Below are 18,568 nucleotides of genomic sequence, written 5' to 3'. Positions count from 1 at the left end.
CACGCGCACGCTGATGCGCACAGGCAGCGGTACGGGGACGCCCCACACCCGCCGGTCAGGACACGAGCGTCGCGATCAGCAGACCGACTCCGACCGAGACCACCCACGACACGAGCATCGGCAAGGTGAAGGAGTGGTACAGCGGGAACTTGGAGAGCCGGGTGGTGCCGGTCTTGTCGAGCTCGACGGCGGCGATCTGGGAGCCGTTCGCGGGGAACAGCCACACGCCGGTCAGCGAGGTCCACATCGCGGTGACGACGGCGGGGCTGAGCGCGCTGAGGCCGATCGGGGCGATGGTGCGGGTGGCGGTCGACTGGCTGGTGGTGAGACCCACGACGAGGAAGAAGCCGACGGCCACCATGTACGGGTGATCCTTGATCATCTCGGTCAGCGGGTCGATGATCGTCGTCTGGTTGCCGGAGATGAAGGTGTCGGCCATCCACGCGATGCCGAACAGCGCGATCGCCGCGACGAGACCCGCCGTCATCAGGGGCTGCTTGATGACGTCGGCCGGGTCGAGCTTGTTGAGCACGATGATGAGCAGCGCGACGGTGAACATCACGAGCTGGATGACCGTGGACATGTCCAGCGGCCCGGTCTTCTCGCCGACGGTGACGACCGGCCGCAGCGCGTCGAAGAGGCCCAGGAGTACGACGACGGCGACACCGGCGAGGAAGAGCCACGCGCTGCGCGCGGCACCGGCCGGGAGCGGCTGGCCCTGGCCGTCACGCTGCTGGGCGTCGGCGTCCGCGCGGACGGGGATCGGCTCGACGATGCCCGCCTCGACGCGGCGGAGGAACTCGGGGTCGTCCTTGAGGTCCTTGCCGACGCGCGACTGGATGAGCGAGACGGCGAGGATGGAGACGATCGCGGCCGGCACGGTGATCGCGAGGATCTTGGCGAGGGTGAAGTCGGCCGGGAGCAGCGTGAGGTAGGCCGCCATGGCGGCGGAGACGGGAGACGCCGTGATGCCGAGGCCGGAGGCGACGGTGGAGGCGGTCAGCGGACGCTCGGGGCGTACACCGCTGCGGTGGGACGTCTCGTAGATGACGGGCATCAGCGCGAAGAAGATGTTCGAGGTGCCCGAGCCCATCGTGAACACGAAGGTGACGAAGGGGGCGACATAGGTGATGCGTTCGGGATTCCGCCGGATGATTCTCGACGCGATGCCGACCAGATAGTCGATGCCGCGCGCCGATTGCATGGCCGCCGACGCGGAGATCACCGCGATGATGATGAAGAAGGCCGACACCGGCGGTGACCCGGGAGCGAGACCGAATCCGAATACCAGCAGCCCGGTGCCGAATACGCCCCAGAGCCCGAGGCCCATGCCCCCTGTTCGGACGCCCAGACCGATCGCCACAAGGACGATCGCGGCTTCGAGGATGATCTTCCACAACTCCATGCGGGAATCCGTTCACAGTCGTACGCCCTCATCCGCACCGGACAAGCCGGGCCGGACGCACAAGAAATGTTGAACAGATTTTACGATTCGGCCGGAAAGGGAGGGATCCGACAAAGGTCTGGTGGCCCTGTGACTAAAGCCCCGAAAGCTGTCGGCGGACCGGGTGCGGGGGGCGAAACGAACCGGGCGGCGAACGGAAACGGGCCGCCGCCCCGTCCCGCTCGAAGGCGGGACGAGACGACGACCGAGAGAAGGGGCGGGCACGAGGCGAGCGGCGAGGGGACCCGAGGGCCGGACCACCGGACGGCCGGACAGTCCGACGGCCGGACGGGCGACTGGACGGACGGGCGGACGGACGGGCGGACGGACGGGCGGACGGACGGGCGGACGGACGGACGACCACTCGACCGGCCCGCCCGAACTCCCCCTCCGTCGCGCCGAGATGCCCATCCGCCCCTCCGCCCCTTCCCTCCGGCTCACTCCGCCCCGTCGAGGACCTCCCGCAGCCGCGCCGCGAACTCGTCCGGCTTCCCCGGATACCCGGTCTCCACCCCGCAGAAGCCGCCGTGATGGCTGGGGAACACCGTCACCGGCAGCCCGAGGAGTTCGGCGACCGCGACGGACGTGCGCCCGGTCAGCACACCGTCGGACTCCTCCCCCACGCCGATCACGACCCGGGTCGGCGCGGCGACGATCGCCTCGGCATCGGGCGCGTAACCGCTCACCGCCCACGACCGGTCCGAGAGCAGCGGGTCCTCACGCGATCCGTCGTCCCCCACGGGGAACCCGAACATCGCCGGGTCGGCGGCCGGCTGGGCGAAGTACGCGTCGGTGAAGTCACCCTGCCACGACGTCATGGCCACGAACGCCGCCATCCCGGCGCCCCACCCGCGCGCCTCGTACGCCTCCCGGACACCCGCCCGGGCCCGTACCGCCGCCTCGCCGTCCGGCGTCAGCGTCACCAGCGGCGGCTCGTGCGCCACCAGGGTCGTCACGTCTTCCGGGTACGCCGTCACGAGCGCCAGCGCGACGACCGCGCCCCCGCTGCTCGCGAACACCTCCACCGGCCCGGCCCCCAGGGCCGCGACCACCGCGTGCACGTCGTCGGCCAGGACCTCCGGGGCGTACTCCACGCGCCCGTCCGTACGCTTGCTGCGGCCCAGCCCGCGCGGGTCGTACGTGACGACCGTACGCTCGGGGAACCGCTCCGCCAGCGCGGCGAAGCCGGAGGCGTCCATCGGCATCCCGATCATGAACAGCGCCGGCCGCCCGTCGGCCGACGGCAGGGGCCCGCGCACGTCGTAGACGATTTCAGCGCCGGCAACTTCAAGAGTGAGAGTCTTCATACCCCTATAGACCGGCGCCGTTGCGAAAACTCATCGGCACCGCCGACATCTCGTGACTCCGTCATCGAAGCCGCGGCAACAGCCTCTGCCACGACGCCGTCGACAGCTCGACTCAGCTCGTCCCGCCTACGACGGCGAGGTCTCCGATGACGGCGCCCCTCACACGTCCCGCCGAGGACGGCCCCCACGGGCCCGGGCCGCCTCCGCGCGGAACTCGCCCGGCGTCATGCCGTACGTGGCGCGGAACGACCGGCTGAACCCCGCGGGCAGCAGCAGCCCCCACCGCGCCGCCAGCGCGGCGATCGGCAGGGTCTCCGAGGTGGAGGCCGATGAAGGCGACGATCCGGGCGCGCGGTTCGGCCGTACGCGACTCGGGCGGCGCGAGCCCGCTCCTGTCGAGGACGTCGGCGGCGAAGCAGGTGACGAGGTCGGCCGTGACGTTGCCCAGCCGGTGGGCCTCGGCGGGGCCGAGCCGGGACGCCAGCGCCACCACGGTGTCCAGATGCCGCCGGAGCAGCACCCCGCTCACCCGGTCGTGCGGCAGCCGCCTGGCGAGGAGCCGGTCGGTCCGCGCGGGCGGGGAGGGCGAGGGATCTCCTCGGGATGCGGAGCACCGTGACCTCCGCCGCGGCGGCCGTCTGCCCCCGGATGTCGGCCTCCAGGGGGTGGGAGGTGTCGAAGAGGACCATGTCGCCCGTGGAGAGGAACCCTTCGTCGCGGACCTGGGTGCAGCCCAGGGCTCCGCGCCGGACCCGGCCCAGTTGGTACGTCTCCGGGTCGGGCGCCACCTCACCCGGCTCCAGCCGACAGGTTGTGCCACGCGTGCCCGCAGGCGCCGTTGCAGTCCCTCTCGCGGCGCCTGGTGTCAGCGGCGGCGAAGGTGGAGACGAGGACGCGAAACGCCGTCACGTGCTCCGCCGCGGCGAGACCCGAGAACCAGACCGCACCATCCTCCACAGTCCGAAGCCCCTGCGCGACCTCGTTGACCACCCGCTCGGCCTCCCCCTGAACGTCTCGGCCGTCGTCTCCACAGTTCTGTTCGATCACCGCCCGATGATTCCACGGTCCCACGACGGCGTCTCTGGGGCACGTGATGACCTGATCTCCGATCTCTCCCCCTCACCTCCCCTCCACTCTCCTCCCCTCCCCCACCGATGGAATCCTCGGAGTGAAGAGAGTGTCCGCGCCTTCTCCGTTGGCGCGGGCGGGTCGGGTCGTCGCCGGGGCCGTCCGGTCAGGGGGTGGTGCGGCAGCCGAAGACGCGCTCCAGGAGGAGGGAGAGCGCGGCGCGGTCCTCGGCGCTCAGGCCGTCCAGGCCGCTCTGGGTGGTGTGCATCCTGGCGCGGATGGCGTCCGCGACGCGCTCGCCCTCGGCGGTGAGGATGACGTTCTTGACCCGCCGGTCGGACGGGTCGGCCTCGCGGCGCACCAGTTCGCGCTTCTCCAGCCGGTCGATGATGCCGGTGATGTTGGAGGCGTCGCAGGTCATGGTCTCGGCGAGGGCGCGCATCGCGGCGGGGCCGCGGCGGAGCGCGTTGAGCGCCTTGGCCTGACTCGCGGTGAGGTTCTCGCTCGCCGCCGCGAGGGTGAAGTCGCCGAGGTAGACGCCCCACGACATCGAGAGCTGCTCCATGAGCCGGTCCGCGTCGACGTCGACCGGCGGTGTCGTACGAGGAGCTTCTGTCATGGGAGCCACCCTATCTCCTCCCCCGAGAAACTTGACTATCTCAAGTATGCCGCTCTACCGTCATCCCATTACATGAAGTCCTCAAGCTTCAAGGTTGTCAAGTAAAGCCCCAAGGAGCGCCCCTGTGACCGCCACCGCGTCCCCCGCCTCCCGCGCGGCCGAGATCCTCTCCCGGCCCGTGGCCCTGAACGGCCTTACCGTCCCGAACCGCATCGCCATGGCGCCGATGACCCGCATGTTCTCCCCGGGCGGCGTGCCCGGCGAGGACGTCCGCTCGTACTACGCCCGCCGTGCCGCCGCCGGCGTCGGCCTGATCGTCACCGAGGGCACGTACGTCGGCCACGACTCGGCCGGGCAGAGCGACCGCGTACCGCGCTTCCACGGCGAGGAGCAGCTCGCGGGGTGGGCGAAGGTCGCCGAGGACGTGCACGCGGCCGGCGGCACGATCGTGCCGCAGCTGTGGCACATCGGCATGGTGCGCCAGCAGGGGCAGGAGCCGTACCCCGAGGCCCCGGCGATGGGCCCCTCCGGCATCCGCACGGACGGCACCGAGGGCACGGGCAAGGCGATGAGCCAGAGCGACCTCGACGACGTCATCGGCGCCTTCGCCGAGGCTGCCGCCGCCGCCGAGCGCATCGGCTTCGACGGGGTCGAGCTGCACGGCGCCCACGGATACCTGATCGACCAGTTCCTGTGGGCCGGCACGAACCGGCGCACCGACGCGTACGGCGGCGACGCCGTGGCTCGTACGAAGTTCGCGGCCGAGATCGTGGCGGCGGTCCGCGCCGCCGTATCGCCCGGGTTCCCCGTGATCTTCCGCTACTCCCAGTGGAAGCAGGACGCGTACGACGCGCGGCTCGCCGAGACCCCGGAGGAGCTGGAGGCGATCCTCACGCCGCTGGCCGTCGCCGGTGTCGACGCGTTCCACGCCTCCACGCGCCGCCACTGGGTGCCCGAGTTCGAGGGCTCGGACCTCAACCTCGCGGGCTGGACCAAGAAGCTCACCGGCCGCCCCGCCATCACCGTCGGCTCGGTCGGGCTGGACGGCGACTTCATCAACGCGTTCGCGGGCGAGGGCTCGCCCGTCCAGGGCATCGACGAGCTGCTCGACCGCCTGGAGCGCGACGAGTTCGACATGGTCGCCGTCGGCCGCGCGCTGCTCCAGGACCCGGAGTGGGCCGCCAAGGTCCTCGCCGGACGCACCTCCGAGCTCCGGCCGTACGACGCGGCGGCCGTCCGCACCCTCAGCTGACGCGGACGCGGAGCGCGCCGTCGCGGTGAGCGGGAGTCGATGTTCCCGGACACCGCGACGGCGCGTTCCGCGCTTTCTCCTGCCCAGGTCCCACTGGCCGGGCACGGGGCCTCCGACCCACCAGCACCAGCACCACCGCTCCAGCGATTACGCTCACTCTGCCGGGCGACGGCGAAACGGCGGCCTGCGCCGACCGACGCCAGGCGGCAGACGTCAAGGCGACAGGGCGACAGGGCGACAGGGCGACAGGGCGACAGGCGCCACCCAGGGGGAGACCGGACACCGTGGACCGACCGCTGCTGTTCCTCGACGTGGACGGGCCGCTCAATCCGTACGCCGCCCAGCCCGAGCGGCGCCCCGTCGGCTACACCACGCTCAGGGTGCCCCGGAGCGACACCCACCCCGACGGCACCGGCTTCTCCCCTCGGCGCCGCCCGCTGCGGGTCTGGCTCAATCCGGCGCACGGTCCCGCCCTGCTGCGGCTCGGCTTCGAGCTGTGCTGGGCCACGACGTGGATGGACGAGGCCAACCGCTGGATCGGTCCCGTACTCTGCCTGCCCGAACTCCCCTACGTCGACTTCGGTGACGCCCTTCTCAAGGAGCGGCCAGACGGTCTCCACTGGAAGACCGAGCCCCTCATGGCCTACGCCCAGGGCCGACCGTTCGCCTGGGTGGACGACGAGCCGGGCGAGCTGGACCGGGCACACGTGACGGCGCACCATCGAGCTCCCGGGCTCGTGCACCACGTCAACCCGCGCCTGGGGATGCGGGAGGACGACTTCCGCGCCCTCGCGGGCTTCGCCGGGTCCCTGACGGCACCGCCAGCCCCGCCGGTCCCACCAGCCCCGCCGGTTCCTGAAAATCGCGTGCCGGCCCGACCGCCGGTCGGATAGCGTGCGGGCCATGCCGAGTCCTGAGTCAGACAGGGTGGGGGCTTCCGGTCACGCCGTCAGCCCCCTTCTCCCCTGATTTCCCCTCCCCCGCAGCGCCTGAGCTTCCCTCAGCGCTGACCTCCTCCCGGTCCCCTCTCTTCCCCCTCTCCTCCCCTCCTTTGCTCACACGGGGCTGGTGGGAAGGACATAGGGAGCGTACGGGCGTGCCCGAGGGTGCTTGAGGGAGCATGAGCTCGCTGACCGCGGTGACGAGACGACCTCCTCTCGTGCTTCTCCTCACCTCGGAGCCACTCCATGCCATTTCCGCTGTACGTGCTCGCCTTGGCCGTCTTCGCCATGGGCACCTCGGAGTTCATGCTCGCCGGACTCCTCCCCGACATCGCCTCCGACCTCGGCGTCGGCGTCGGCCTCGCGGGGACGCTCACGTCCGCCTACGCGATCGGGATGGTCGCCGGCGCCCCGCTGATGGCCGCGCTCGCCCGGCGTTGGCCCGCGCGTTCGAGCCTGCTCGGCTGTGTCCTCGTCTTCTCGGCTGCCCACGCGGTGGGCGCCGTCACCGAGAGCTTCCCGGTCCTGTGCGCGACCCGGGTGGTCGCGGCCTTCGCGAACGCCGGGTTCCTCGCGGTCGCCCTCGCCACGGCCACCACACTGGTCCCCGCCGACAGGAAGGGCCGCGCGCTCGCCGTCCTGCTGTCGGGCACCACGGTGGCCACGATCGCCGGAGTCCCCGGGGGATCGGCGCTGGGCGCGCTGCTCGGGTGGCGGGCGACGTTCTGGGCGGTCGCCGTGCTGTGCCTGCCCGCCGCCCTCGGCATCCTCACCGGAATCCCGGCGCGGCGCCCGATCCGGAACCCGCACCCGCACCCGCACCCCGTCACCGGACACCCCACCAACGGACACACCGTCACCAGGCGACCGATCATCGGGCACCCTCCCCTGCGCGCCGAGCTCGCGCCGCTCAAGCGGCCACGGCTGCTGCTGGTCATGCTGCTCGGCGCGCTGGTGAACGCCGCCACCTTCGCGAGCCTCACCTTCCTCGCCCCCGTCGTCACCGGTACGGCGGGGCTCGACGCGCTGTGGGTGCCCGTCGCCCTCGTGCTCTTCGGGGTCGGCTCCTTCGCGGGCGTCACCGTCGCGGGGCGCCTCGCCGACCGGCGGCCGGGCCTCGTCGTCGCGGTCGGCGGCCCGTTGCTGCTCGCGGGCTGGCCGGCGCTGGCGCTGCTCGCCGACCGGCCGGTCGTACTCCTCACCCTTGTATGCGTCCAGGCCACGCTGTCGTTCGCGCTGGGCGGCACCCTGATCACCCGCGTCCTGTACGAGGCGGCCGACGCACCCGCCATGTCCGGCTCGTACGCGACCGCCGCCCTGAACCTCGGCGCCGCAGCGGGCCCCCTCCTGGCCGCGACCGCCCTCGACACCCCGGCCGCGGAACTCGGCCCCCTGTGGGCGAGCGCCCTCCTCGTGGCCTCCGCGCTCCTGATCGCGCTCCCCGCTCGGGGCGTGCTGGCGGGGCGCGCCTGAGGAACCGGGGCCACCGCTGCGAACGATCCGCATTGTCACGTCACCCAATCCTCGCGGGACCTGATAATTGTTCAGCGACGAATCAATGGAAATCTGCATCGGCATCGGCATCGGCATCGGCATCGTGACTGTTCCGTTGTCCTGATGGCGCTTCGGCCGAGCCGGGAGAAATTCCGGCTCGGCTACACTGGACATCGAGTTGAGGTCGGTCGCGCGGTATGGGCATGAACCTCCGGAGAGCACGCACGAATTCACCGCTTTCCGGCACGTCGCGCTTCGCCCGTCGCCGCTCAAACGGCGCCGAATGCGTTTTCTCACCGGGTTTCACATCCGCTGCGACCTCGGTGTCTCATGCGCGGCCCCCTCCCCCAACCCCCCAAGGAACAGCTCACTATGGACAACCTTCCCCGCCAGGACGCCCCCGCTTCCGGCCTTTTCCCCTCGCACCCGAACCAGTACCCTCACCCTCACCCGCTCCTCGAAATGCCGATGCCAGGCATCGTGAAAGCAGCTCGGGTGCTGCTGTTCGTCATCGCTGGCCTGCAAATAGTCGCCGCCCTGGCCCTGTTCGCCGCCGGACTCGCCGTGCAGTCAGGAAGCGTCGACGCCGCCGAGATCGAAGACCTGTCCGCTTCCGTGCTGTTCCTCGTCGCCGTCTCCGGTCTCGTCCTCGCGGCGGCGGCGATCGTCATCGCGGCACGGTTCCGCAGCGGCCGTGGCGGCGTCCGCGCGGGTGCCATCGCGATCGGCGCGCTCGTCGCCGTCAACGGCCTGGTCAACCTCTTCACCGGGGGCGGCTTCGCGGGCCCCACCATCGCTCTCGGCGGCATCGTCTTCATCAACTGCCTCCGCAAGCCCGCCGACACCTACTTCAACCGCCCCCGCACGACCCCCTGACCACCGTCCGGCCGGACCGACGAAGACCTCGGCGGCCCGGCCGGGACCCCGGTCCCGTCGTCCGGCGTCCCGGGCCCTCAAGCACGCCGAGTGCCCCGAGCCGCCCCGAGCGCTCAGAGCGCCCCGACCAGTCGCTCCAGTTCGGGAAGCTTCCCGGCGAAGAGCAGCGTCCGCGCCCCCGCCCGGCACTCCGCGATGTGGTACTGGCGGAAAGACCGACCGGCACTGAGGGCGGGACCGGGGTCCGTACGGAGCTGTCGGCGCACCCGGACCAGACGGAGGCCGTCCGGAAGGGGCCGCTGGGCGACCCGCCCCGTCGGGTCGGGGCTCAGCGCGAGGCGCCCGGGGCGGACCACCAGGTAGGTGAAACCCGCGTACTCCGGCTCGTAGGGGAGGCACACCGAGAGCACGTCCCCCTCCGCGACGGATAGCGGCGTGAAGGGGATCTCGACGCCCTGGCGACGTTCCCGGCGGGCCAGGAACGGCCAGCAGAGCAGCGCGGTCACGGCGGCCATCGCGTACCCCACGCCGGCGACCCGCAGGGCCTCCCCGACCGACCCCGTGCCCGTCGAGGCCCATACGCCGAGGAAGGGAGCGGGGAGCAGGCCGGCCATCCCGATCAGACTGGTCTGCCAGGGGGCGACCGCCGGGTGCGCGGCGCCACGGGCCAGCCACCAGACGCCGCCGCACAGCACCGCGAGGCCGATGGGGAAGGTGCCGACGGCCCAGCCGAGCGCGGTGCCCCAACTCCCCACCACCGTAGCCGTGGTGACGTAGGAGTGGCCGCGGACGACCACCGTGCGGGCCTCGCCCCGCCAGGAGTACACGGCGATCGCGTCGCCCTCGCGCGCCCTGTGCCCGAAGCCGTACTCCTGCTTGAGCTCGATCCAGTCGGTCGCCCCGCCAGGGCCCTTGACGCCGACGACGTAGTCCCGGCTCCTCCCGCCCTCGGCTCTGATCCCGTCGATCACGCTGTCACGGCGGCCGACGCACTCCGGACCGGGCTCGCCAGGACCGGCCTCGCAGACGGGTGCCCGCCTGAACGCCGCTTCCTCGCGCACGCCGGCCGACACCGGGGCCGCCACGAGCCACCCGGCGACCAGCATGGCCACGGCCCCCGCCAGGCAGGCCGCTAGCGCGCCGACGCGCTCGCGCTTCGGCAGTCCCCGGCGGCCCGCGATCGCTGCCGGGGCGGCCGTCGCAAGAACCTGCGACTCAGCTGAATCATTCAACTCGTCCGACTCAGCCGACTCGTCCGACTCGTCCGACTCAGCCGACTCGTCCGACTCAGCCGACTCGTCCGACTCACTCATCCTTTCCCCGCTCTCCCCTCTTCCCTCTCGCCTCAGCTGTCACCGCTCCGCGCCTCCTGCCATACATGCCCCCGCAGTCCCCGCGCTGTCAGCCACTCCTTCAGCTCGTCGACGTCGGAATCGCCCATCAGGGCCGGGTCGACGGTGGTGCGGAGCTGGCGCGGGATGCCCGAGGCGAGGAGGAGGTCGAGGCTGCGGGTGGCGGGGGTGGCGCTGTTGCGGATGCCCGTGATCCGCTCGTACGCGTCCGGTGCGGCCTTGATGTCGAAGCCCACCCAGTCGAGCAGGCCCGCCGAGAGCAGTTCCGCGAGGCGGCGCGGGTAGGCGCCGCCCGTGTGGAGGCCGACGGCGAAGCCGAGGGCGCGGGCCTCGCGGGCGGCGGCGGCGAGGCCGGGCTGGAGGAGCGGTTCGCCGCCGGAGAAGACGATGCCGTCGAGCAGACCCCGGCGGCGGGCGAGGTGTCCGACGACATCCGGCCAGGTCGTGGGCGTCGGCGGGGTGGCGCGCGGATCGAGGAGGGAAGGGTTGTGGCAGTAGCCGCAGCGCCAGGGGCAGCCCTGGCAGAAGACGGTGGTGACGAGGCGGCCCGGCCAGTCGCAGGTGGACAGCCGGGACCAGCCTCCGATACGGATCACGCGGTGGTGCCCGCGGCCCGCTCGGTGAAGTGCGTGCGCTCCGCGTGTTCGCCCTTCTTGCCGATGTTGAACGAGCTCACGGGCCGGTGGTAGCCCATGACCCGGGTCCACACCTCGCAGACGCTCGCGCAGGTCGGGCAGGTGGCCCGCTCCCCGGCGAGGTAGCCGTGCTGCGGGCAGATGGAGAAGGTCGGCGTGACCGTCAGGTAGGGCAGGGAGAAGCGTTCGAGGGAGCGGCGGACGAGGTTGCGGCAGGCGTCGGCGGAGGAGACGCGTTCGGACATGTACAGGTGGAGAACCGTTCCGCCGGTGTACTTCGTCTGGAGCTCGTCCTGCCGCTCCAGCGCCTCGAAGGGGTCGTCGGTCCAGCCTGCCGGCAGTTGGCTGGAATTCGTGTAGTACGGGTTGGTCTCCGTGCCTGCCTGGAGGATGTCCGGGAAGCGCCGCAGGTCCTCCTTCGCGAAGCGGTACGTGGCGCCTTCGGCCGGGGTCGCCTCCAGGTTGTAGAGGTGACCGGTCCGCTCCTGGAACTCGACCATCCGCGTCCGTACGTGGTCGAGCAGGCGCACGGCGAGGGCGTGACCCGCCGGGGTGGTGATGTCGTCGGCGTCGTGGGTGAAGTTGCGGATCATCTCGTTGATCCCGTTCACGCCGATGGTGGAGAAGTGGTTGCGCAGGGTGCCGAGGTAGCGCCTGGTGTACGGGTAGAGGCCGTTGTCGATGAGGTCCTGGACGGTGACGCGCTTGATCTCCAGGCTCTCCTTCGCCAGGTCGAGCAGCCGGTCCAGTGCCTCGAACAAGCCCGCCTCGTCCCGCGCGTGGAGGTGCCCGAGCCGGGCGCAGTTGAGCGTCACGACACCGAGCGAGCCCGTCTGCTCCGCGCTGCCGAACAGTCCGTTGCCACGCTTGAGGAGCTCGGTCAGGTCGAGCTGGAGACGGCAGCACATCGAGCGGATCATGCCGGGGTTCATCGTGGAGTTGATGAAGTTCTGGAAGTACGGCAGCCCGTAGGTCGCCGTCATGGCGAAGAGCGCCGTGGCGTTCTCGCTCTCCCAGGGGAAGTCCTCGGTGATGTTGTAGGTGGGGATCGGGAAGGTGAACACCCGGCCCGTCGAGTCCCCGGCCGCCATGACGTCGATGTACGCGCGGTTGATCAGGTCCATCTCGGGCTGGAGCTCGCCGTACGTGAACGGCATCTCCTCGCCGCCGATCACGGGCACCTGCTCGCGCAGGTCGTCGGGGCAGGTCCAGTCGAAGGTGAGGTTGGTGAACGGCGTCTGCGTGCCCCACCGGGACGGCACGTTGAGGTTGTGCACCATCTCCTGCACGCACTGGTGCACCTCGGCGTACGTCATCGCGTCCTTGCGGACGAACGGCGCCAGGTACGTGTCGAAGGAGCTGAACGCCTGCGCGCCGGCCCACTCGTTCTGGAGCGTGCCCAGGAAGTTGACGATCTGGCCGACCGCCGAGGACAGGTGCCGGGGCGGCGCCGAGTCGATCTGGCCCGGCACCCCGTTGAAGCCCTCCGTGAGCAGCGTGCGCAGGGACCAGCCCGCGCAGTAGCCGGAAAGCATGTCGAGGTCGTGGATGTGCAGGTCGCCGTCGCGGTGGGCGCGCCCGATCGCCTCGGGGTAGACCTGGTCGAGCCAGTAGTTGGCGACCACCTTGCCGGCGGTGTTGAGGATGAGGCCGCCGAGCGAGTAGCCCTGGTTCGCGTTGGCGTTGACCCGCCAGTCGCTTCGGTCCAGGTATTCGGTCACGGAATCCACGGCGTTGATGTGCGTCACGTCAGCCCTCCCACGAGGCATCCTGAGGTGTTGCCCGGCCACGCGGACGCGCGGGCGGGGCCGGCAGGTATCGGACTGGGGCCCCGAGGGGCCCATACCGTTGCGGGGCAGCTCCGGACTCTCACCGGATTCCCTGTTCTCTCGGCGTGCGCGCTCCGTCTCCGCCTCCGCGTACGGCTCAGGTATGCGGGGGCACGGACGTCCGCTCCCTCCCGTATCCACGGAGCGAAGCGAGGCACTCAGACGCCGAACCGACAGCCAGAACACTACATCCGGGATTCACTCGACACGCCCACACTAGATGTAGGGGTGCCGAAGGTCCCGGCGAGAGGGACCTCCGGCCTTCGGAGCCCCCCGGCGCGATGCTCCTACGCGCCGCCGCGCCTCTCAGGACCTTCGGCTCCCCCGCTCGGGCCCTTCGCCGGGGAACCGGCGGCGCGCTCGGGCACAGGATGGGTCCGCGCATTCTCGAACTTCCGGTCGCGCGGCATCGCCCTGGCGTGGCTGAGCCGCTGGGGGCAAGGGAAGAGGATCACCGGCGACGGTGCTGGCGAGCCTCTGGTTCGTCACGCCGCTCCTGGCCGACCCGCCGGAGGAGCGCGCCGGCGCCGCTGACCGTCTGGGGAGAATCGGACTTCGACCGCGTTCTCCATCCCCCTCAACCCCTCCAACCCCTCCAAGGGCGTGAGGAGGTGAGCTGGACAGAGTTCCCGGAGGCGCTCGACGCGATGGTGAACTGGGCGGCGATACGGGGCCCGTCCGGCTGGCCCGACCCGGCGCGCGCCCGTCAGGGGCTGCGGGCGCAGGCGGACGCGTCGAGCATCGTGGCGGCACCGGCCCGCGCCCTCGTGGGGTCGTCGCCGGTGCCGGGTGGTCGCGGCTACGGACACGAGGGCGGGCGGGCAGCCCGGGCGGTGATCAGGCGTTCGTCGACAGCGGCACCGTGATCTGCTTCAGCCAGCTTCCGGCCGCGAAGTCGCGGGCCTTGATGACGACCCGGTCGCGGAAGACCTCGACCTGGAGCCCCTGGTTGAAGGTGCCGGGTACGGACACCTCACCCCCCTGGCCGTCGTCCGTGTAGCCCGTCTGCACGGCGCCCGTGTTGATGACGGAGAAGCCGTCCAGGTTGGCCGTGCCCGGGACGACTCGGCGGACGTACCAGTCGGAGAGGCCGAGGTCCCAGTGCGTGTGCCCGCAGAACAGGAACACGTCGCGGTGGCGGCCCAGGATCCCGAGGAGCCGGTCCGCCTGGAGGTAGTCGCGGGAGTAGAGGCGGTTGTGGCTGCCGGAGACGGTGTTGGGCAGCGGGTGGTGGGTGACGACCATGACGGGCCTGCGGCGGCGGGCCCAGTACGCGAGGCGCTCTTCAAGCCACGTGAACTGGGCCTCGCTGAGCCAGACTTCGTCCCAGAGCTTCGGGTCGTGGAAGTGCATGTACTTCTCGGTGCCGAGGCTCAGGACGGGGATGCCGCCGAACGAGTGCTCCGCGTACACCGTGTTCCGGCCCGCGAAGCGGAAGAAGCTGCGGAACAGCGAGTCCTCGGTCGTGCCGTTGGGCCAGGTGTCCTGCGCGATGGTCGCCGGGTCGCGCCACTTGGGGACGTAGAACTCGTGGTTGCCGATGGCCCACGCGGTCGTCCTCGTGCGGGTGTGGCGGGCGAGTTCGGCGGTGACGGCCGCGTACTCGGCGTCGTATCCGCGCGGCGTGATGTCCCCGGCGACGGCGAGGCCCGAGCTGTTCGGGTTGGTGCGGCGCATGTCCTCCAAGGCCACGCCGAGGTCGCGGAGGTCGCCCTGGATGTCGCTGATGACGTTGAACGTGGTGAAGGGCCGACGACCGGAGCCGATGTGCGCGCCGGCGAGCGCGTCGGGTCCCTGGCCGGGCTGCTGGAGGGGCGCGGCGCCCGCCGATATCTGGGAGGCGGCGACGGCGCCGACCGCTCCGGTGGCGACGGTGAGCAGAGATCTGCGGTCCATGGGGGGATTCCTTTCGGGGCCGCGGTGACCGGGAGGGCGAGCTCGCCCTCCCGGTCACCGCGCTTCGAACCAGACCCGTTATGAGTACGTGATCATGGCGGCTCGCTCCCGAGGAGTAGGTGTATGCGACATGAATGGCTCTCGACGGGAAGGAGGTCGGCGGGCGAGGGGGCCAGCGCCCGGGCGGGTGCGCGGGCGGGTGGTGGCCCGGCTGTCAGTGCGGCGGTGCCGTCCGTTCCGCCGCTTCTGTCCAGGCAGGCGACCAGCGGGGGGCTCGCTCCGCTCTTCACGTCCACGTCGACGTCCACGTACACGTACACGCCCTCCGGCCTTTCGAGCGGCCCCGATCCGGCCCCGCCCGTCCGCCCTTCCGTCCGTCAGCGCGCGAACGCCCCCACCACCAGGTCCGTCAGCAGCGCGCCCGCCGTGCCGTCCGGGTCCAGGTCGGGGTCGTAGATCGTGACGTTCAGTCCGACGCAGCGCGGTGAGCGGACGAGGGGGCGGAGGAGGGCGGTGAGTTCGGCCGGGAGGAGGCCGTCCGGGTCCGGGCTGTCGACGGCCGGCATCACGGTGGGGTCGAGCACGTCGGCGTCCAAGTGGACCCAGAAGCCGTCCAGGGCGTCGTTCTCCAGACTGACGGCGGTCGCGGCGCCGAGCTCGGCCGGGCCCCAGGCGCGGAGCTCGGAGACGGTCACGACGGGGATCTTCAGGTCGCGGAGCTGGACGATCTCGGGGTCGTCCGCGTACGCGTCCCTGGTGCCGAGGGCGCGTACGTCCTCGTCGCGGAGGTACGGCCGCAACCCCTCCAGGTCGGTCAGGTCGCGCTGGCCGCGCCCGGTCGCGAGCGCCAGTTCCTCGCCGCCCGCCGCGCCGATCCGGTCCGAGTTGCCGGTGTTGCGGAAGTCGGGCGAGGCGTCGACGGCGGCGAGCCCGTAGCGGCCGAGCCGGCGCAGGGCGAGCGCGGCGCCCAGCTGGATGGAGCAGTCGCCGCCGAGGACGAGCGCGAAGTCTCCCCCGGACACGTGGCGTTCGATCCGGTCGGCGAGGCGGACGGTGTACGTGGCGAGGGCGGCCGCGTTGAAGACCCCGTCGCCCTCCTGCCAGTCTCCCCGGTCGTACCGGGGCGGCACGACGACCCCGCCTTCGAGGGCGCCGAGCCGTCGCATGATGCCGTTCTCGCGCAGCGCTCCGGCCAGCTTGGAGCAGCCGGGGACGGTGCCGGGGGCCGGCGGGCGAAGGCCGAGGTTCGAGGGGGCGTCGATGATCACGGTGTTCCGCATAGGAGCCATCCTCATCGCGTCACCGCGCCGCCGCAATGGAGTTCTGGCGGCGACAGGGTCGCTGCGCCCGTCCAGGACGATCATGTCTACGCTGCGGAGGTTGACCGCCTACCGATCTGCCGATGAACGGATGAACCGATGAGAAGACAGGGAGAAGCGACGTGAGCGCTGCCAGGATCGCGATCGTGACCAGCGGGGCCGGCTTGGAGTGGGACACCGATCTCCCCTTGATCCTGGAGTCCCTGCGCGCGGAAGGCGTGACGGCTACCGCTGTGGCCTGGGACGCGCGGGACGTGGACTGGGGCGGCTTCGACCTGGCGGTCATCCGCTCGACCTGGGACTACGCCGACCGCGTCGGCGAGTTCGTGGCCTGGGCGGAGCGGGTGGGCGGGCTCACCCGCCTGTGGAATCCGGCCCCGGTGGTGCGGTGGAGCAGCGACAAGCGGTATCTGCGGGATCTCGCCGGGCGCGGAGTGCCCGTCGTGCCGACCCGGTTCGTCGAGCCGGGTGCGGCGTACGACGAGGAGGGGATGGCCGCCCTCCTCGGCACCGGCGCCGTCGTGGTCAAGCCCGCCGTCTCCGCCGGTGCGTTCGACACGGCCCGTTACGAGCCCGCGCAGCACGCCGACGCCGCCCGCCACGTCCGCTCGCTGCTGGACCGGGGCCGCGTGGTGATGATCCAGCCGTACCTGCGGCTGGTGGAGGAGGGTGAGCGGGCTCTGGTGTTCGTGGCGGGCGCGTACAGTCACGCGATCCGGAAGGGGCCCGTCCTGACGGAGTCGGGCGTGATCGACAACGCCCGGGTGCCGCACCCCGGCGTCGCCCCCTACCAGCCGTCCGAGGAGGAGCTGGCGGCGGCGCTGGCCGCGCTGGCGGCCATACCGGCGGCGGAGGCCCCGCTGTTCGCCCGCGTGGACCTCGTCATGGACGAGTCGAGGCGGCCCACGGTCATGGAGCTGGAGCTGATCGAGCCGAACCTCTTCCTCGGCGACCGTCCGGAGGGCCTGAAGCGGCTCGTCGACGCGATCCTCGCCAAGACCGACGCGACCGGGCACTGACGCCCGCCCCGAAAGGGGTCACAGGTCGAGGAGGGGGTTGGCGGCGTGGGGCGGGGGGAGTGGGGTGGCGCGGCGGGAGTGGGGGGAGTGGGGTGGCGCGGCGCAGGGGCGCCAGATCCCCCTATGAGAGACTTGTCGACATGATTATCGAACGTGCGTACGCACACGTAGGTACGCACGACCCTGACGAGTGGCCGTGGTCCGTCCCCGGCGTCCGGGACCTCATGGCCCACGGGGTGCGCTTCACGGCCCCCGTGACCTTCCTCGTCGGGGAGAACGGTTCGGGCAAGTCGACCCTGGTCGAGGCCCTGGCCGAGGGCTTCGGCCTGGATTCCTGGGGCGGCTCGCACGACTGGCGGTACGCGAGCCACCGCTCCAAGTCGGTGCTCGGCGAGCGGGTCCGCTTCGACGCCGCGCCGCGCGGCCGGGCCATGCTGGGCAGCTGGGCCGCCCGGAAGGGGTTCTTCCTGCGGGCCGAGACGGCCCTGGACGCGCTGGACAGGGAGGGCTTCACACCGGACGCGGTCAGCCACGGCGAAGGATTCCTCGCGGCCTTCCGCGGCAAGTTCCTCCAGGCCGGGCTGTACGTGATGGACGAGCCGGAAGCGGCCCTGTCGTTCACCTCCTGCCTGGAGCTGCTCGGGCACATCGACCAGCTCGTGAAGAACGGCGGCCAGGTCATCTGCGCCACCCACTCCCCCCTGCTGACCGCGCTCCCCGGCGCGGACATCATCGAGGTCGGCGAGCACGGGCTCCGCCGGACCACCTGGGCGGAGCTCGAACTGGTCGACCACTGGCGCCGCTACCTGGCCGACCCCCGGGCCTATCTCCGGCACATCCTGGACTGAGCTCACCCCACCGGAGCCCGGGCCGGGCGACTAGCGTGAGCCCATGATCGTATGGCTGAACGGCACCCACGGCGCCGGCAAGACCACGACGAGCGCACTCGTGCAGCGGCTCATCCCCGACTCCCGGGTGCTCGACGCCGAGAAGGTCGGCGAGACGCTCATGGACATCAGGCCGGGGCTGCCGACGACGAACAACTTCCAGCACTGGGCGCCCTGGCGGCCCCTCGTCGTCGAGACCGCCCGTCGCGTCCTCGACTACACCGGCGGCACGCTCGTGATGCCCATGACCGTCCTGGTCGAGGAGTACTGGCGGGAGATCAGCTCCGGTCTCGCCGAACACGGCATCCCTGTACGGCACTTCGTCCTCCACGCCGACCAGGCGACACTCCGCGCCCGCATCGCGGGCGACACCGCCACCGGCCCCGACTCGCCCTTCCGCCTCCGGCACCTGGAGCCGTACGCCGAGGCGGCCCGCACCTGGCTGCACGCGGAGGCGGAGGTCGTCGACACGACCCGCCTCACCCCTCCCCAGACCGCCGCGCGGATCGCGGAGGCGGTCCGGCCGACGGGCTGACCCTCGTACCACCGCCAAGAAGCCGCCGACGAAGGGCCCACGAAAGGGCCCCAAAGGACCCCAAAGGACCCAAGGACAGTGCGACGATCGGGCGG

18 protein-coding genes and 1 riboswitch are annotated in these 18,568 nt (G+C 71.5%); of the genes, 8 read left to right on the top strand and 10 right to left on the bottom strand.

Going from position 1 to position 18,568, the window contains the following annotated elements:
• Positions 1-55: 55 nt before the first annotated feature.
• The 5 genes from ACZ6J5_RS09355 to ACZ6J5_RS09335 form a co-directional block, all read right to left on the bottom strand.
• Complete coding sequence (locus ACZ6J5_RS09355) at positions 56-1,405, bottom strand: anaerobic C4-dicarboxylate transporter family protein (protein ID WP_469389382.1); 1,350 nt, start codon at positions 1,403-1,405, stop codon at positions 56-58.
• Between the two features lie 476 nt (positions 1,406-1,881).
• Positions 1,882-2,751 (bottom strand): alpha/beta fold hydrolase, encoded by an 870-nt coding sequence (locus tag ACZ6J5_RS09350; RefSeq protein ID WP_469389380.1) that lies wholly within the window; start codon positions 2,749-2,751, stop codon positions 1,882-1,884.
• A 112-nt stretch (positions 2,752-2,863) separates the two neighbouring features.
• Positions 2,864-3,271, bottom strand: coding sequence for a hypothetical protein (locus ACZ6J5_RS09345; protein WP_469389378.1), 408 nt, complete (start codon positions 3,269-3,271; stop codon positions 2,864-2,866).
• A 269-nt stretch (positions 3,272-3,540) separates the two neighbouring features.
• Positions 3,541-3,798 carry a DUF5958 family protein gene (locus ACZ6J5_RS09340; protein ID WP_469389376.1) on the bottom strand — a complete coding sequence of 86 codons (258 nt, stop codon included), beginning with the start codon at positions 3,796-3,798 and terminating at the stop codon, positions 3,541-3,543.
• Between the two features lie 187 nt (positions 3,799-3,985).
• Entirely contained in the window at positions 3,986-4,438 is a 453-nt protein-coding gene (locus ACZ6J5_RS09335; protein ID WP_469389374.1) for a MarR family winged helix-turn-helix transcriptional regulator, read from the bottom strand.
• 124 nt (positions 4,439-4,562) lie between these two features.
• Between ACZ6J5_RS09335 and ACZ6J5_RS09330 the strand changes: the two genes are divergently transcribed.
• The 4 genes from ACZ6J5_RS09330 to ACZ6J5_RS09315 all read left to right on the top strand — a co-directional run bounded on the left by ACZ6J5_RS09330 (position 4,563) and on the right by ACZ6J5_RS09315 (position 9,001).
• On the top strand, positions 4,563-5,690 hold the full coding sequence (locus tag ACZ6J5_RS09330) for an NADH:flavin oxidoreductase (protein ID WP_469389373.1): 1,128 nt from the start codon (positions 4,563-4,565) through the stop codon (positions 5,688-5,690).
• Between the two features lie 284 nt (positions 5,691-5,974).
• Complete coding sequence (locus ACZ6J5_RS09325) at positions 5,975-6,583, top strand: hypothetical protein (protein WP_469389371.1); 609 nt, start codon at positions 5,975-5,977, stop codon at positions 6,581-6,583.
• Positions 6,584-6,877: 294 nt separating this feature from the next.
• Positions 6,878-8,104 (top strand): Cmx/CmrA family chloramphenicol efflux MFS transporter, encoded by a 1,227-nt coding sequence (locus ACZ6J5_RS09320; RefSeq protein ID WP_469389369.1) that lies wholly within the window; start codon positions 6,878-6,880, stop codon positions 8,102-8,104.
• Positions 8,105-8,605: 501 nt separating this feature from the next.
• Positions 8,606-9,001 (top strand): hypothetical protein, encoded by a 396-nt coding sequence (locus tag ACZ6J5_RS09315; protein WP_469389367.1) that lies wholly within the window; start codon positions 8,606-8,608, stop codon positions 8,999-9,001.
• A 113-nt stretch (positions 9,002-9,114) separates the two neighbouring features.
• On the opposite strand, the gene ACZ6J5_RS09310 is transcribed toward ACZ6J5_RS09315, so the two are convergent.
• Genes ACZ6J5_RS09310 through ACZ6J5_RS09300 form a run of 3 tightly spaced genes read right to left on the bottom strand, consistent with a single transcriptional unit; the run spans position 9,115 to position 12,736 of the window.
• Positions 9,115-10,314 carry a hypothetical protein gene (locus tag ACZ6J5_RS09310; RefSeq protein WP_469389365.1) on the bottom strand — a complete coding sequence of 400 codons (1,200 nt, stop codon included), beginning with the start codon at positions 10,312-10,314 and terminating at the stop codon, positions 9,115-9,117.
• A gap of 32 nt (positions 10,315-10,346) precedes the next feature.
• Positions 10,347-10,949 (bottom strand): anaerobic ribonucleoside-triphosphate reductase activating protein, encoded by a 603-nt coding sequence (locus tag ACZ6J5_RS09305; RefSeq protein WP_469389363.1) that lies wholly within the window; start codon positions 10,947-10,949, stop codon positions 10,347-10,349.
• Entirely contained in the window at positions 10,946-12,736 is a 1,791-nt protein-coding gene (locus tag ACZ6J5_RS09300; RefSeq protein WP_469389361.1) for a ribonucleoside triphosphate reductase, read from the bottom strand. Before ACZ6J5_RS09300 ends, ACZ6J5_RS09305 begins: the two co-directional genes overlap by 4 nt.
• Positions 12,737-12,781: 45 nt before the next feature.
• Positions 12,782-12,911: riboswitch (cobalamin riboswitch) on the bottom strand.
• A 517-nt stretch (positions 12,912-13,428) separates the two neighbouring features.
• Between ACZ6J5_RS09300 and ACZ6J5_RS09295 the strand changes: the two genes are divergently transcribed.
• Positions 13,429-13,683, top strand: coding sequence for a hypothetical protein (locus tag ACZ6J5_RS09295; protein WP_469389359.1), 255 nt, complete (start codon positions 13,429-13,431; stop codon positions 13,681-13,683).
• On the opposite strand, the gene ACZ6J5_RS09290 is transcribed toward ACZ6J5_RS09295, so the two are convergent.
• A complete protein-coding gene (locus ACZ6J5_RS09290) occupies positions 13,655-14,713 on the bottom strand; it encodes a metallophosphoesterase family protein (RefSeq protein ID WP_469389357.1) in 1,059 nt (352 codons plus the stop codon). The genes ACZ6J5_RS09295 and ACZ6J5_RS09290 overlap by 29 nt on opposite strands.
• Positions 14,714-15,090: 377 nt before the next feature.
• On the bottom strand, positions 15,091-15,993 hold the full coding sequence (locus ACZ6J5_RS09285; protein WP_469389355.1) for an arginase family protein: 903 nt from the start codon (positions 15,991-15,993) through the stop codon (positions 15,091-15,093).
• A 161-nt stretch (positions 15,994-16,154) separates the two neighbouring features.
• Between ACZ6J5_RS09285 and ACZ6J5_RS09280 the strand changes: the two genes are divergently transcribed.
• The 3 genes from ACZ6J5_RS09280 to ACZ6J5_RS09270 all read left to right on the top strand — a co-directional run bounded on the left by ACZ6J5_RS09280 (position 16,155) and on the right by ACZ6J5_RS09270 (position 18,473).
• On the top strand, positions 16,155-17,051 hold the full coding sequence (locus tag ACZ6J5_RS09280) for an ATP-grasp domain-containing protein (protein ID WP_469389353.1): 897 nt from the start codon (positions 16,155-16,157) through the stop codon (positions 17,049-17,051).
• A gap of 140 nt (positions 17,052-17,191) precedes the next feature.
• Complete coding sequence (locus ACZ6J5_RS09275) at positions 17,192-17,899, top strand: AAA family ATPase (RefSeq protein ID WP_469389351.1); 708 nt, start codon at positions 17,192-17,194, stop codon at positions 17,897-17,899.
• Between the two features lie 43 nt (positions 17,900-17,942).
• Entirely contained in the window at positions 17,943-18,473 is a 531-nt protein-coding gene (locus ACZ6J5_RS09270) for a P-loop nucleotide/nucleoside kinase family protein (RefSeq protein ID WP_469389349.1), read from the top strand.
• The last annotated feature ends 95 nt before the right edge of the window (positions 18,474-18,568 follow it).

It is taken from the genome of Streptomyces sp. NPDC042100 (assembly GCF_055582325.1).
Note: the sequence above shows the minus strand (reverse complement) of the source record. Positions and strands in the feature narration are given on the sequence as shown.